This window comes from Streptomyces sp. D2-8 (genome assembly GCF_023184515.1).
Lineage (GTDB): Bacteria > Actinomycetota > Actinomycetes > Streptomycetales > Streptomycetaceae > Streptomyces.
Genome location: NZ_JAAHBP010000002.1, coordinates 48524 through 63913 on the forward strand (window position 1 = coordinate 48524; position 15390 = coordinate 63913).

At 69.6% G+C, this 15390-nt stretch carries 11 protein-coding genes and 3 pseudogenes; 13 read left to right on the forward strand and 1 reads right to left on the reverse strand.

What is annotated here, in order from left to right:
• Window positions 1-116 precede the first annotated feature (116 nt).
• From G3I77_RS05855 to G3I77_RS05915, 13 genes and pseudogenes are all read left to right on the forward strand, one after another.
• Window positions 117-1052 (forward strand): carbohydrate ABC transporter permease, encoded by a 936-nt coding sequence (locus G3I77_RS05855; protein WP_248501519.1) that lies wholly within the window; start codon window positions 117-119, stop codon window positions 1050-1052.
• Complete coding sequence (locus G3I77_RS05860) at window positions 1049-1945, forward strand: carbohydrate ABC transporter permease (RefSeq protein ID WP_374385347.1); 897 nt, start codon at window positions 1049-1051, stop codon at window positions 1943-1945. Before G3I77_RS05855 ends, G3I77_RS05860 begins: the two co-directional genes overlap by 4 nt.
• A gap of 86 nt (window positions 1946-2031) precedes the next feature.
• A pseudogene (locus G3I77_RS05865) lies at window positions 2032-2373 on the forward strand (pectate lyase); the annotation flags it as partial.
• Between the two features lie 20 nt (window positions 2374-2393).
• Entirely contained in the window at window positions 2394-3581 is a 1188-nt protein-coding gene (locus G3I77_RS05870; protein ID WP_248501613.1) for a Gfo/Idh/MocA family protein, read from the forward strand.
• Window positions 3578-4423 carry a PmoA family protein gene (locus G3I77_RS05875; RefSeq protein ID WP_248501520.1) on the forward strand — a complete coding sequence of 282 codons (846 nt, stop codon included), beginning with the start codon at window positions 3578-3580 and terminating at the stop codon, window positions 4421-4423. Before G3I77_RS05870 ends, G3I77_RS05875 begins: the two co-directional genes overlap by 4 nt.
• Window positions 4420-5928, forward strand: a complete 1509-nt coding sequence (locus tag G3I77_RS05880; RefSeq protein ID WP_248501521.1) for a glycoside hydrolase 43 family protein — start codon at window positions 4420-4422, stop codon at window positions 5926-5928. Before G3I77_RS05875 ends, G3I77_RS05880 begins: the two co-directional genes overlap by 4 nt.
• Window positions 5929-5970: 42 nt before the next feature.
• On the forward strand, window positions 5971-7956 hold the full coding sequence (locus G3I77_RS05885) for a pectinesterase family protein (protein WP_248501522.1): 1986 nt from the start codon (window positions 5971-5973) through the stop codon (window positions 7954-7956).
• Window positions 7957-8005: 49 nt separating this feature from the next.
• Window positions 8006-9352 carry a sugar ABC transporter substrate-binding protein gene (locus G3I77_RS05890; protein ID WP_248501523.1) on the forward strand — a complete coding sequence of 449 codons (1347 nt, stop codon included), beginning with the start codon at window positions 8006-8008 and terminating at the stop codon, window positions 9350-9352.
• A 136-nt stretch (window positions 9353-9488) separates the two neighbouring features.
• Window positions 9489-10286, forward strand: coding sequence for a rhamnogalacturonan acetylesterase (locus tag G3I77_RS05895; RefSeq protein WP_248501524.1), 798 nt, complete (start codon window positions 9489-9491; stop codon window positions 10284-10286).
• Between the two features lie 32 nt (window positions 10287-10318).
• The gene (locus tag G3I77_RS05900; protein ID WP_248501525.1) at window positions 10319-11650 is read left to right on the forward strand and encodes a polysaccharide lyase family 1 protein; all 1332 of its coding nucleotides are present in this window, start codon (window positions 10319-10321) and stop codon (window positions 11648-11650) included.
• Window positions 11651-11755: 105 nt separating this feature from the next.
• Window positions 11756-11827 (forward strand): annotated as a pseudogene (locus G3I77_RS41090) (twin-arginine translocation signal domain-containing protein); the annotation flags it as partial.
• Window positions 11794-12363 carry a hypothetical protein gene (locus G3I77_RS40590; protein ID WP_308311360.1) on the forward strand — a complete coding sequence of 190 codons (570 nt, stop codon included), beginning with the start codon at window positions 11794-11796 and terminating at the stop codon, window positions 12361-12363. The pseudogene G3I77_RS41090 and the gene G3I77_RS40590, both read left to right, overlap by 34 nt.
• 130 nt (window positions 12364-12493) lie before the next feature.
• Window positions 12494-13021: pseudogene (locus tag G3I77_RS05915) on the forward strand (pectate lyase); the annotation flags it as partial.
• A gap of 38 nt (window positions 13022-13059) precedes the next feature.
• Here G3I77_RS05915 and G3I77_RS05920 read toward each other — a convergent pair.
• Entirely contained in the window at window positions 13060-15276 is a 2217-nt protein-coding gene (locus tag G3I77_RS05920; protein WP_248501527.1) for a family 43 glycosylhydrolase, read from the reverse strand.
• Window positions 15277-15390 lie beyond the last annotated feature (114 nt).

A 15390-nucleotide genomic window follows, 5' to 3' on the forward strand; every position in this document is an offset into this window, starting at 1 on the left:
ACGCACGACGGCACCACCCACGCACCTCAGCACGACCCGGCACGACCCTGCACAGGAAGAAAGCGCTTCCCGCGCACGCACGACGTACCACGACGTACTGAGATCGGAGAACAGTCATGGCCCAAGCCGCAGCCGTGGCGAAACCGCCCGCGCCACCCCGGCGGCGCCGGGCCTCCGCCACGCCGCGCAGGCTCCCGTACCTGCTGATCGCGCCGGCCGCCCTGCTCATGCTGGGGTTCATCGCCTACCCGGTCATCAGCGTCTTCTACTACAGCCTGCAGAACTACAACCCCACCAAGCCGTGGCGGAACGGCTACGCGGGCTTCGACAACTTCGTCCACGCCTTCACCGAGGACCCGGTCTTCTGGGACACCCTGGTCTTCAGCGCCAAGTGGGTCTTCGTCGAGGTCGGCCTCCAGCTGCTGTTCGGTCTCGCGCTGGCCCTCATCGTCAACCAGACCTTCGTGGGCCGGGGCCTGGGACGCGCGATGGTCTTCTCCCCGTGGGCCGTCTCCGGCGTCCTCACCTCCGCGATCTGGGTGCTGCTCTACAACTCCCAGACGGGCATCACCCGATACCTCGCGGACATCGGCATCGGCTCCTACGGCACGAGCTGGCTGTCGGACACCTCCACTGTCTTCCCGGCGGCGATCGTCGCCGACCTGTGGCGCGGGGTGCCCTTCTTCGCGATCCTCATCCTCGCCGACCTCCAGTCCGTCTCGAAGGATCTCTACGAGGCCGCCGAGGTCGACGGGGCCAGCAGGATCAAGCAGTTCTGGCACATCACGCTGCCCCATCTGAAGGACGCCATCATCCTGTCCACGCTGCTGCGCGCGGTCTGGGAGTTCAACAACGTCGACCTGCTCTACACACTGACCGGCGGCGGCCCGGCGGGCGAGACGACCACACTGCCGCTGTACATCGCCAACACATCCGTCGACGCCCACAACTTCGGCTACGCGTCGGCCCTGACCACGGTGGCGTTCGTGATCCTGCTCTTCTGCTCGATGGTCTACCTGCGGCTGAGCAAGTTCGGAGGCGAGGAGAAGTGAGCGTCAAGGAAGCCACCAAGGCCGCGCCCGCCCCCGTGCGCGCCACCCCCGAACCGCCGCGCCCCGCCAAGGGCCACCGCGCCTGGGACGAGGCACCCCGCTGGCAGATCTACCTGCCCCTGGGCATCTACCTGCTCTTCACCCTCGTCCCCTTCTACTGGATCCTGCTCTTCTCGCTGCGCCCGGCCGGCTCCACCTCGCTCGTGCCCTGGCCGATGACCTTCGACCACTTCGAGAAGGTCTGGACGGAGCGCAGCTTCGGCACCTACTTCACCAACAGCGTGCTCGTCGGCGTCGCCACCCTGCTCGTCACGACGCTCGTCGCGCTGGCCGGCGGCTACGCCCTCGCCCGGTTCAACTTCAAGGTCAAGCGGGCGTTCATGCTGGGCCTGCTGTGCTCCCAGTTCGTGCCGGGAGCGCTGCTGCTGGTCCCGCTGTTCGAGATCTTCGCCGAACTCCAGATGATCAACAGCCTCGGCAGCGTCATCCTCGCCGAGACGGTCTTCCAGCTGCCGCTGTCGATGATCCTGATCAGCAACTTCATCAAGAACGTGCCGTACTCCCTGGAGGAGGCGGCCTGGGTCGACGGCTGCAACCGCATGACCGCCTTCCGGATCGTGGTGCTGCCGCTGCTGCGGCCCGGTCTGATCGCCGTCGGCTCGTTCGCCTTCGTCCACTCCTGGAACCACTTCCTGTTCGCCCTGATGTTCCTGAACAACCAGGACAAGCAGACGATCCCCGTCGGCCTCAACAGCCTGATGAGCGCCGACAGCGTCGACCTGGGCGCGCTCGCCGCGGGCGGCATCATCGCGGCCGTCCCGGTGGTGATCGTGTTCGCCTTCATCCAGAAGTGGCTGATCACCGGGTTCAGCGCGGGGGCGGTGAAGGGATGAGGGGCAGACGACTGGCCGTCGCGGCCGGGCTGCTGGGGGTGCTCTGCGTGCCCGCGCACGCCGAGGCCCGGGACATCGGCCGCGACAACAACCGGTACGACATCACCGACGACGACTACCGCTACTCGCTCGGCGTCTCCACCGAGTCGCGGATGTACGCCGAGAACAACGCCTTCCATGCCCCGGCCCACGTGGAGGTCGCCGACCTGGTCAAGAGCTGGAACGGCAGCGCCCTGCACCAGAGCGGCACGCTGTTCAACGGCTTCCCGGTCGACCTGCTCGCGATCCACAACGCCTACAACTCGGGCAGTGAGCGCGATCTGACGGCCGACGTCGGCTGGACGCCCGCCCTGCACGGGCGGATCGACAGCGCCCGGGCGGCCGACCGGGCGGTGGCCCGCGGCGCGGGTGCGGGGAGGATCCCGTGACCGGTCGCATGATCGACTCCATGAGCGAACTCCACGGCGGCACCCGCAGGCGCCCGCTGAGCACACCCCTGCCCGTCGTCCTCGCAGGCGCCCGTGGCCACGGCCGCTGGCACGTCGAGAACATCCGCCGCCTCCAGCGCAAGGGCGTCGTCCGGCTGGTCGGCGTCTGCGAGCTGACACCGCTGACCGGGGAGGAACTCGGCGACCTGGGCACCCCCGAGCAGTCCGCCGACTTCGGCGCCCTGCTCGACTCCACCGGCGCCGAGGCCGCGGTGATCTGCACACCGATCCCGACCCACACCGACCTGGCGCTGACAGCGGCTCAGCGAGGCGTCCACCTCCTGCTGGAGAAGCCCCCGGCCCCCTCGTACGCCGAGTACCGCCGGATGGCCGACGGGGTCGCCGCGGCCGGAGTCGTCTGCCAGATCGGCTTCCAGTCGCTGGGCTCGCACGCCCTGCCCGCCGTCCGCGACCTGGTCGAGCAGGGGGCGATCGGGCAGCTGGTCGGGCTCGGCGGGGCCGGCGCCTGGGTCCGCGACGAGGACTACTTCCGGCGGGCGCCCTGGGCGGGCAAGCGGCGGCTGAACGGCGTCGACGTGATCGACGGGGCGCTGACCAACCCCCTCGCCCACGCCGTCGCCACCGCCCTCGCCCTGGGCGGCAGCACCCGCGCCGAGGACGTCACCGGCATCGAGACCGAGCTGCTGCGCGCCAACGCCATCGAGTCCGACGACACCTCCTGCGTCCGGATCACCACCGCGCAGGGCCACCCGGTCACCGTCGCCGCGACCCTGTGCGCCGAGCAGGCGGACGAGCCGTATGTGCTGGTGCACGGCAGCAGCGGCCGGATCACCTTCTGGTACAAGCAGGACCGCGTGCTGCTCCAGCGCGCGGGGCACGGCCCGCAGGAGTCCGAGCACGGCCGCACCGACCTGCTGGAGAACCTCGTCGACCACCTCACCACCGGCGCGGACCTGCTGGTCCCGCCGGACGAGACGGGCGCCTTCATGAAGGTCGTGGAGGCCATCCGCACCGCTCCCGACCCGGCGCCGCTGCCGGACACCGCCTGGCACCGGATCCCCGGCGAAAGGCGCCGGGTGGTGCCCGGCATCGACGGACTCGTCGCGGCCGCCGCCGACACCCTCTCCCTCTACTCCGAGCTCGGCGCCCCCTGGGCGCACCTGTCGAACGAGGTGAGCACCCGATGACCAGCAACGACACCGTGGTCCTGCGCGTCGCGGGCCGGCCGGTCGGCCGGTACGTCACCCGGCCCGAGCTGCCGGCCCGGCTCTCCCCGCGCCCCTACCTGCACCCCGTCACCACCCTGGCCGGCACGGCCGTGACCGAACTCGCCCCGGCCGACCACGCACACCACCTCGGCGTCGGTGTCGCCGTTCCCGACGTCGAGGGGTTCAACTTCTGGGGCGGGCGCACCTACGTCCGCGACCAGGGCCCGACCGAACTCGACAACCACGGCGCGCAGCGGCACATCGCGTTCCAGCTGCGCGACCCGGACGGCTTCGTGGAGGAGCTGCGCTGGGTGGCCGCGGGCGGCGAGCTGCTGCGCGAGCGCCGTACGGTCGCGGCCACCGAACTCACCGACCAGGCCTGGGCGCTGGACCTCACGTTCTCCCTCACCAACGTCACCAGGAGCCCGCTGTCGATCGGCAGCCCCGCGACCAACGGGCGCCCGGGCGCGGCCTACGGCGGGTTCTTCTGGCGGGCCCGCAAGGAGTCCGCCGCGCCCGAGGTCTTCACCGCCGGTGCCGACGGCGAGGAGAAGATCCACGGCCGCCCCGCCGACTGGCTCGCTCTGCGGGGCGGCACCTGGACGCTGGTCTTCGCCGGCGCCACCGAACAGACCCGCCGCGACCCGTGGTTCGTACGCGGCGAGGAGTACCCGGGCGTCGGTTCCTCCCTGGCGCACGAGGAGCGGCTGCCGGTCCCGCCGGGCGAGACCGTCGTGCGCCGGGTGGTCACCGTCGTCGCCGACGGCCGTCTCGACCGGGACGCCGCCACGGCCCTCGTCCGCAAGGCGGTGAGCCCGTGACCTCCGAGACCTACCGCAACCCGATTCTCGACGCCGACTGGTCCGACCCGGACGTCGTCCGTGTCGGCGACGACTTCTACCTGACCGCCTCCAGCTTCGGCCGCGCCCCCGGACTGCCGCTGCTGCACTCCCGGGACCTGGTCAACTGGACCCTGGTCGGCCACGCGCTCGAACGCCTCGAACCGGCCGCCGAGTTCGAACGGCCCCGGCACGACTGCGGTGTCTGGGCCCCCTCGCTCCGGTATCACGACGAACGCTTCTGGATCTTCTGGGGCGACCCCGACCAGGGCATCTTCCAGATCAACGCCCCGCAGATCCGGGGCCCCTGGACCCGCCCGCACCTGCTGAAGGCGGGCAAGGGCCTGATCGACCCCTGCCCCCTGTGGGACGACGAGACCGATGAGGCCTATCTGGTCCACGCCTGGGCCAAGTCCCGCTCCGGCGTCAAGAACCGCCTCACCGGCCACCGGATGCGCCCCGACGGCACCGGCCTCCTCGACGAGGGCAAGGTGATCGTCGACGGCGACCGCATACCCGGCTGGTTCACCCTCGAAGGCCCCAAGCTCTACCGGCACGACGGCTGGTTCTGGATCCTCGCCCCCACCGGCGGCGTGGAGACCGGCTGGCAGGGCGCCTTCCGCTCGCGCGGGTTCTTCGGGCCGTACGAGGAGAGGATCGTCCTGGAGCAGAAGGACACCGACGTCAACGGCCCCCACCAGGGCGGCTGGGTGCGTACCCCGTCCGGCGAGGACTGGTTCCTGCACTTCCAGCAGCGCGGCGCCTACGGCCGGGTCGTCCACCTCCAGCCGATGCGCTGGGGTCCGGACAACTGGCCGGTGCTCGGGGACGACGGCGCCCCCGTCGCCGAACACCGCCGTCCCGCGCTGCCGCCGCAGCCGCCCGCCGCACCCGCCACCGACGACGACTTCCCCGGCGGACGGTACGGCCGACAGTGGCAGTGGACGGCCAACCCGGGCGACGGCTGGGCCACCCAGCACTCCGGGGACGGGCTGCGGTTGTCCTGCGTCCGTTCCACGGACACGCACGACCTGCGTAAACTCCCGAACCTCCTCACTCAGCGGCTGCCCGGCGTCCCGTCCGCCGTCGAGGTGGAGCTGCGCCTGCACAGTGAGGAGCCGGGGGCCCGGGCCGGGCTCGCGGTCCTCGGGGACGCGTTCAGCTGGATCGGTCTCCAGCGCGGGGCCGACGGCACGGTCCACCTCGTGCACCGGTTCGCCGAGGGGGTCGCCGAGCGGGAGCGCGACGCGGCCCACCCGCGCCTCGCACCCGGGGGACACGTCTGGCTCCGCATCGAGATCGGCGCCGGAGCCCGCTGCCGCTTCTCCTACGACCTCGGCGACGGTCCGTGCCCGTCGGGTCCCGTCTTCGCCGCCACCCCCTGGCGCTGGGTCGGCGCCCTACTCGGCCTCTTCGCCCTCGCGCCCGTCGGGTCGGGACACGCGGGCGCCGCCACGTTCACGCAGTTCCGGATCACCGACGTGTAGCCCACCGCATCCGCAGCCCTATCTCGCCTGTTGGGAGCCGCAATGACGCACCCCCATAGCAAGCGCTTGCCCAGACCGGGTGTCGCCCTGGCCGCCGTCGCGGCCCTGGTCGCCGCCCTGGCACTGGGCGCGACCGGGGAGGCGGGAGCCGCCGAACCCGCCCCCGCCGGGATGTCCGCACCGGCGGCGGCGCGCTGGACCGACCAGGCCCACGGCTTCGCCTCGCTGGCCGGAGGCACCACGGGCGGGGCCGGCGGCAAGGTCGTCACGGTCACCGACCAGGCCGCGCTGGCGAAGTACGCGGCCGCCGAGGAGCCGTACGTCATCAGGGTGGCGGGGACGGTCGCCGTCCAGCCCTTCGGCTCGGACATCGTCGTCGCCTCGAACAAGACGATCATCGGCGTCGGCGACACCGGTGAGATCGCCCACGGCGAACTGCACCTCAACCCCGGCACGCACAACGTCATCATCCGCAATCTGACGATCCGCGACTCCTATGTCGAGGGCGACTGGGACGGCAAGACCACCGACTTCGACGCCATCCAGATGGACGCCGTCCACCACGTCTGGATCGACCACAACCGCTTCACCCACATGGGCGACGGGCTGCTCGACATACGCAAGGACAGCCAGTACGTAACCGTCTCCTACAACCAGTTCAGCAACCACAACAAGGCGTTCGGGATCGGCTGGACGACCAATGTCCAGACGCAGATCACCATCGACCACAACTGGTTCACGGGCACGAAGCAGCGCAATCCCTCGGCGGACAACTGCGCCTACGCGCACCTCTACAACAACTACATCTCCGCACAGGTGGCCGATGGCGACCCGGTGTGGACGTACGGGAACTGGTCCCGGGGCCGCAGCAAGATGGTCATCGAGAACAGTTACTACGACAGGGTCCAGCATCCCTACCAGGCCGACGCCACCGCGGAGTTGGTGGAGCGGGGGTCGATCCTGAGGAAGACGAGCGGGCGGACCGACGAGTGGGGTGCCGCCTTCGACCCGCGGGACTTCTACGACTACCGGCTCGACCGGGCCGCCGCCGTCCCCGCCCTGGTGAAGAAGTTCTCCGGGCCGCAGCGCCGGATCGGTGTGACCCTCGACGTCCCGGGCGCCTACCCGACCGTGCAGGCCGCCGTGGACGCCGCCCCCGACGGCAACGACACCCCGCTGACGATCGCCGTCGCGCCGGGCACCTACCGCGAGAAGGTGTTCATCCCCGCGAGCAAGCCGCACCTCGTGCTGCGCGGCACCGGACAGAACCGCTCCGACACCGTCATCGTCTTCGACACGCCCGCCGAGTACGGGGGTTCGACGGGAAGCGCCACCGTCCGGATCGCCGCGAACGACGTCACCGCACGCAACCTCACCTTCAGCAACGACTTCGACGAGGCCGCGCACGAGCTGAAGGGCGAGCAGGCCCTGGCGATGAAGACGACCGGCGACCGGATCGTCTTCGAGGACACCGCGTTCCTGGGCAACCAGGACACCCTGATGACCGACAGCCCCAAGCTGAACGTGATCAGCCGGGTGTACGTCCGCGACTCCTACATCGAGGGCGACGTCGACTTCGTCTACGGACGGGCGACGACCGTGGTCGAACGGTCCGTGATCAAGGCGCTCACCCGGGGGTCCACGACCAACAACGGCTACATCACGGCCGCTTCGACGTGGACGGGCAACCCGTACGGGTTCCTGATCACCCGCTCGAAGATCGTGAGCGACGCACCTGCCGGGAGCTTCCACCTCGGCCGGCCCTGGCACCCGGGCGGCGAGCCGAACGCGGTGGCCCAAGTGCTGATCCGCGACACCTGGCTGCCCGCCGCGATCAAGGCCTCGCCGTGGACCGACATGAGCGGTTTCTCGTGGAAGGACGCGCGCTTCACGGAGTACCGGAACTACGGGCCGGGGGCCGCGATCACCCAGGACCGGCCGCAGATGAGCGACGAGGACGCGAGGACGCACACCGTCACCGCGTATCTCAAGGGCAACGACAACTGGGCGCCCCACGCACGCCACTGACCCCCCACGACTCGATGTCTCCGTTTGATCCAGAAGAGAGAGCCGACCAATGAAGATCAGCATCCGTAGAAGCAGGCGCGTGGCCACGGCCGTCGCCCTGGGCTCCGTCCTCGCCCTGACCGCGACCGCCTGCGGTGACGACGGCAGCGGCGCCGGTGGCGACAAGGGGGCCGAGGGTAGCGGCAAGGGCAAGATCGTCTTCTGGGACAACAACGGCGGTGTCCGCACGGACATCTGGAAGCAGATCATCGCCGACTTCGAGAAGGCGAACCCGTCGATCAAGGTCGAGTACGTCGGTATCGCCGCCACCGAGTACCAGTCCAAGGTCGACACCGCCATCCAGGGCGGCGGTCTGCCGGACGTCGGCGGTGTCGGCGCGGCGATGGCCGCCGGGTTCGCCGCCCAGAACGCGCTGGATCCCCTGGACGGCCGACTCGGCACGTCCACGATCAAGGACCAGCTCAACGAGGGCATGGTCGAGTCGCTCAAGTCCGCCGGTGGCGGCGACGCGCTGTACTCGATCCCGACCTCCGCGAACAACGGCACCCTCTACTACCGCACCGATCTGTTCCAGAAGGCGGGCCTGGACGCGCCCACCACCTGGGAGAAGTTCTACGAGGCTGCCGAGAAGCTCAGCAACGCGAAGAGGAACGAGTTCGGCTACACCATCCGCGGTGGCGCGGGCTCCATCGCGCAGGCGCTGGACGCGATGTACGGGCAGTCCGGCATCACGTCCTTCTGGGACGCCGGCGGCAAGAAGACCACGGTCAACGACCCGAAGAACGTCGAGGCACTGGAGAAGTACGCCGGTCTGTACAAGAAGTACACGCCGGCCGCCGACCTCAACAACGACTTCACCAAGATGGTCGCGCAGTGGGACTCGGGCACGATCGGCATGCTCAACCACAACCTGGGCTCCTACCAGGACCATGTGAAGGCGCTCGGCACCGACAAGTTCCGCGGCATCCCGCAGCCCACCGGCCCCGGCGGCAAGCGCGTCCAGGTCTCCAACCCGGTCGACGGTCTCGGCCTGTTCAAGAGCTCCAAGAACAAGGAGGCCGCCTGGAAGTTCATCGAGTTCGCCGCCTCGCACGCGTCCAACTCCAAGTGGAACGAGTCGGCCGGCGCCATCCCGTCCAACACGGACGCCGCCAAGGACGCCTGGATCTCCGAGGCCGAGCCGACCAAGCTCGCCGCCGAGGCCCTCAACGACGGCTCCACCACCATCGTCCAGCTGCCCTACTACCTGCCCGACTGGAACACCATCTCCAAGGCCGACAACGAGCCCGGCTTCCAGAAGGTCCTGCTCGGCGACATGAGCGCCAAGGAGTTCCTGGACAAGATGGCCGATCAGCTGAACGAGGCTCAGGCGGAGTGGGACCAGCAGAAGGGCTGAGACCGCCCGGTTCCGCGCCGGGGCGGCCTGCGGTGCGCAGGCTGCGGGCCGCCCCGGGCTGGTCGCGCACACGTGCCCGGCCTCGTACGGCAAACACCCCCGCACCCCTGAGAGCCTGCCGAAAGAAGGGTCTGTCGTGTCACTGAGCCGTAGACAAGTCACCGCGGCCGCTGTCGCCGCCGTTCCTCTCACCTTCGCCGCGACCGGTACCGCGCAAGCCACCGGCCGCCGCGCCCGCACGCTGTACATCGCCGGTGATTCCACCGCCGCACAGAAGTACGCCGACGCGGCACCGGAGACCGGGTGGGGAATGGCGCTTCCGTTCTTCCTGCACAAGGACCGGCCGGTCGCCAATCACGCGGTCAACGGACGTAGTTCCAAGAGCTTCGTCGACGAGGGACGGCTCGATGTCATCCTCCGGCAGATCCAGCCGGGCGACTTCCTGCTCATCCAGTTCGGCCACAACGACGAGAAGGTGAACGACCCCACCCGGTACACCGAGCCCTGGACGACTTACCAGGACCACCTGCGGATGTACATCGACGGGGCCCGGGCACGTGGGGCGCGGCCCGTGCTCGCCACGTCCGTCGAGCGGCGCAAGTTCGACGCGGCCGGCAAGGCTCTGCCGAGCCACGGCGAATACCCGGCGGCCATGCGGGCGCTCGCCAAGCAGGAGGGGGTGACACTGCTCGACATCCAGGCGCTGTCGATCGCGCTGTGGCAGCGGCTGGGCGTCGAGGAGACGAAGAAGTACTTCAACTGGACCACGACCGAGCAGGACAACACGCACTTCAACCCGCCCGGCGCGATCGCCGTGGCGCGCCTCGTCGCGCGGGAGTTGCTGCGTGCGCGGGTGCTCGCGCCGAGCGAGGTGCGCCGGCTCGACGAGACGATCCCCGAGTCCTGGATCACCTGGCCGAAGGCCGCCGCGTAACACCCCCGTCCCTGGAAAAGGAGATCCGCACCATGCAGCTACGTGAATGGCATGGGCATGCCATAATCAAGAGGGTGGCCGCCTTCGCCGGCTGCTCCGCACTGATGCTGTCCCTCACCGGCACCGGCACCGCCGCCGCTCAGGCCGACTCCCGCGATCACGCCCGGCAGACGCTCGGGGCGAAGGACGGGTGGGGGTCGTACGGCACCGGAACCACCGGCGGTGCCGCCGCCGACGCCGAGCACGTGTACACCGTGACCACCTGGGCCCAGTTCAAGGCCGCCCTCGCCGCGGGCGGCAGCGCACCGAAGATCATCAAGGTGCGGGGGACCATAGACGCCGTCTCCGAGGGGTGTGACGCCTTCGCCGCACCCGGGTACGACTTCGACGCCTACCTGAAGAAGTACGCGCCCGAGACGTGGGGGATGGACAAGGACCTGAGCGGCGAGCCCGCCGACAGCCCCGAGGGACTGCGCCGCGCCTCCGCCGACAACCAGGACCAGGCCATCAAGGCCGGTGTCCCGGCCAACACGACCATCATCGGGGTCGGGAAGAACGCGGGTTTCAAGGGCGCCAGCCTCCAGATCAAGGGCGTCGACAACGTCATCGTCCGCAACCTCACCTTCGAGAGCCCCCTCGACTGCTTCCCGCAGTGGGACCCGACCGACACCTCCACGGGCGCCTGGAACTCCGAGTACGACACCGCCGTCGTCTACGGCTCCACCCATGTCTGGATGGACCACAACACCTTCACCGACGGCAGCCACCCCGACAGCGAGGCCCCGACGTACTTCGGCACCCTGTACCAGCAGCACGACGGTCAGCTGGACATCGTCCGGGGGTCCAACTACGTCACCGCCTCCTGGAACGTCTTCGCCGACCACGACAAGACGCTCATGATCGGAAACAGCGACAGCGAGTCGACGGCCGTCGGCGACCGGGGCAAGCTCAAGGTGACGCTCCACCACAACCTGTTCCGCAACCTCGTCGAGCGCGCGCCGCGTGTCCGCTTCGGGCAGGTCGACACGTACAACAACCACTACGTGGCCGGCCAGGACTACGTCTACAGCTTCGGCATCGGCAAGGAGTCCCAGCTCGTCGCCGAGCACAACGCCTTCACGCTGCCGAGCGGGGTCAGCCCGGCGAAGATCCTGAAGAAGTGGATGGATTCGCCGGTCACCGCCGCGAACAACCACGTCAACGGCAAGCCGACCGACCTGATCGCCGTGCACAACGCGGAGATCCCCGGCGAGACCCTCCAGTCGGGCGCCGGCTGGACGCCGACCCTGCGGACCAAGGTCGACCCGGCTAAGGCCGTCCCCGGGATCGTCGACCACCGCGCGGGCGCCGGCCGCATCTGCTGACCCCCCCCGAGAACCGGCCGGGCCGGGCGCACGCCACGAGGTGCGCCCGGCCCGGCCGCCCACGGACCATCACCCGCACGAGCCGCACCGCGAAGGGGCAGCCGCATGTCCTCGCACTTCCACCGTTCCCTCTCCCGCAGGGGATTCCTCGTCGCGAGCGCCGGGGCGGGCGCCGCACTCGCCCTCGCGCCGGTCCCCGCGACTTCGTCACCGTCTCCGACAGCCGGTTCGAGGACCACGACAAGGCGATCCTCATCGGGTCGGGCGACGGGCGCGGCGACCGCGACCGGGGGCATCTCAAGGTGACCTTCGCCCGCAATCTGTTCACCGGCATCGCGCAGCGCGCCCCGCGGGTCCGCTTCGGGCAGGTGCACGTCGTCAACAACGTCCACCGGGGGCGGGCACCGCTGTACGCCCTGGGCGTCGGAGTGGAGTCCGCCGTCTTCTCCGAGCGCAACGTCTTCCGTTACCCCGGGGGAGAGCCGGCGCTCGCCGTCGCGGCCTACGGGGGCGAGGAGTTCCACGACACGGGCTCCTGGTTCAACGGCCGGCCCGCCCGCCTGAACGCCGTGGCGAACGGTCTCGGTCTCGGGAACGACGTCGGCTGGGACCCCGCCGACATGTACGACTACCGTGCCCTGACCTCCCCGGCGGCGGTCGAGCGGTACGTACTGCGGCACGCCGGAGCCGGGAGGCCGCATGGACGCCCGTGAAGCGCTGGGACGACGGACGTTCGTGCTCGGGGCGGGGACGGCGCTGCTGGGCGGGGGAGCGGTGAGCGGGGCGGAGGCGGCGGTCGTGGACGGCCCGCTGCCCGACTTCCACCCGGCGCTGAAGAACGCCCTGTACAACAACTCCGACGACGGCCTCGACTTCTGGTCGTTCTCCTCGCCGGTCACCGTCGAGCACACCTGGGCGTTCGGCAACGGCAAGAACCGCTGGAGCGACTCCGCCTTCACGGGCGACGGCAACGGCTACAAACTCGGCGGTGACGGGGAGGTGGTCGCCCACGTCCTCAACAACTCGGCCGCCTGGGACAACGCCGGCAACGGCTTCACGGAGAACAGCAACAAGGGCGCCATCGTCGTCAACCGGACCACGGCGTACGCCAACGCCAAGTGGGGCTACTACTTCGCGACCGGCTCGGCGCGGCTCGGCAAGAACCTCGCCGTGAGCAACGGCGGAGGGACGGTCGGCAAGGGCTCGTCGGTAGTGTCGGCCGGCAACAACTGGGACTCCGGGATCGCGACCCCGGCCTTCCGGTCCACCAACGCCTCGACGACCTACAACGCCCGCCAGTCCAGCGGCGCGCTGCCCGTGACCACGTTCCTGACCACGGGCAGCACCACCATCGGAGCGACGATGGACTGACGAACCCGACCTGCTTCGTCAGCCGAGGCCCGACGGCGTCACCGCCGTACCGGCTCGATCCCCTCCAGTGTCGGCACGACCGGCTTGATGCTGCCGTCGGCCGCGAACTCCATGCGGTCGATGGTGGTCTCGCGGTGCATGCCGTCGCCGCCCGGCAGACCGGGGCCGTTGAGGGCGAAGCGGTGGTAGACGGCGTACCAGTCGTCGGTGCCGGGGGTGTTCACCACCGAGTGGTGGCCGGTCCCGAGGATTCCGTACTCGGGCCGCTTCTCGAGGATCGTCCCGCGCTTGGTCCACGGGCCGAGCGGGGACGGTCCCGTCGCGTACGCCACGTGGTAGTTCTCGCTGCGGGTGTCGTCCTCCGACCACATGAAGTAGTAGGTGCCCTTCCGCTTGATCACGAAGGCGCCCTCGCGGAAGTTGTCCGGGGTGATGTCCTTCACCTTCGACGCGTCGAAGGACACCATGTCGTCGTTGAGCGGCACCACGTACCCGTGCCCGTTGCCCCAGTACAGGTAGGCCTGACCGTCGTCGTCCGTGAAGACCGCCGGGTCGATCATCTGGCCCTTCAGCGATCCGCCCTTGGCGACCAGCGGCTTGCCGAGCGCGTCCTTGAAGGGGCCTGCGGGGGAGTCCGCCACGGCCACGCCGATCTGCTGCTCGGCGCAGAAGTAGAAGTAGTACTTGCCGTTCCGCTCGGCGATCGCGGGCGCCCAGGCGTTCTTGTCGGCCCAGCTCACGTCCGGCCCGAGGTCGACGATGACGCCGTGGTCCTTCCAGTGGACCAGGTCCTTCGACGAGTACGCCTTGAACTTGGTGCCGCTCCAGCCCTGGAAGCCGTCCGTCGTCGGATAGATCCAGTACCGGCCGTTCAGGTAGTGCACGTCGGGGTCGGCGTTCAGGCCCGGCAGGATCGGGCTGCGCGTACGGACGGCCTCGACCGTCCAGGTGCGCTTCGTGCCGTCGGCGGCCGTCACCGTGTACGTCTGCGGCTTGCGGAAGTCACGTCGGGTGCCGGACTTGGGGCTCAGCTTCGCGCCCTCGCCCACCCACAGCTTCGGGGCGAGGTCCCGCAGATCGGCGTCCGGCCGCATGGGCAGGACGACCTTCGAGGCGCTGTCCGTGACGATCGACCAGCCCTTCTGGTGCTTCGCCGTCGCGTCCACGACCGAGGTGGAGGTGGACGGGTAGGCGGCCAGCAGGCGGTCGTACTCCTTCTGCGTCACCGGCAGGACCGTGCCGTGCCGGGGGCTCGCCGGGAGCTGGTAGTTCGCCGAGGGGGTCCACTTGCCGGAGGCGAGGTCGGTGGTCTCGAAGGGCACGTAGCCGCGGCCGCCGTACTCGTCGATGAACAGGTACCACTTCTTCTCGGTGTTCGACTTGAACACCGTCGGGCCCTCACCGCGGTCCATCGCGCCCTTGCCGATGCAGTCGGACACGAAGTCGTACGTCGTCGACGTCAGCGAGGTCGACTTCTCGCCGGTGATGAACTTCGAGCAGGGGCTGGATGAGCCGGGGTCCCGCTCGTCCTTGGTGTAGCGGTAGTACTCGTCCTTGTACTTCACGACCGTGGAGTCGATCACCGAGTAGCCGGGGTCGTTCCAGATCTTCGGCTCGCTGAAGGTGCGGAAGTCCTTGGTGGTCGCGTACATCATCTTGTTGTACGTGTTGCCCTTGTGGTCCGGGTCGTCGTCGGCGTACAGCTTCGAGGCCCAGAAGACGACGTACTGGCCGAGCGAGTCGTCCCAGTAGGCCTCCGGGGCCCAGGTGTTGCCCGCGTTGTCCGGGGAGACCTTCACCAGGCGCTGGTCGGTCCAGTGGACCAGGTCGGTGGACTCCCAGACCATGATCGACTTGCTGCCGTGCCGCTGGACGTCGTCCCAGCTGCCGCTGGAGTTCTGGTACATCCTCAGGTCGGTGGCGATCAGGTAGAACTTGTCGCCCTCGGGGGAGCGGATGACGAACGGGTCGCGCAGGCCCTTCTCGCCGGTCGTGGACGTCAGCACCGGCTGGCCGGCGTTCAGTTCACGCCAGTGCAGCGGGTCGTTGCCGCGGCTGAGGGCGTAGCGGATCTGCTCGCCGTCGGCGGTGCCCTCGCCGGTGAAGTAGGCGAAGAGATAGCCGGCGTACTTGCTCTGCTTCACGGGCGGGGCTCCGGGGTCTGCGGTGCTGGGCGGTGCGGTGAGGAGGGTGAGGAGGAGGCCGGTCAGGGCCAGGAAAGGCAGCAGGAGCGTGCGGGCGATGCGGGGGCGCATGACACTTCCTGTCGGAGTATGGGGGATTCTGTTGGATGGGGGGCCTTCGGAGTTTCACCGGAGGGGCGCAGGGCGTCAACGGGTGCGCGTGAGGACGGTGGTTCCGAAACTTTC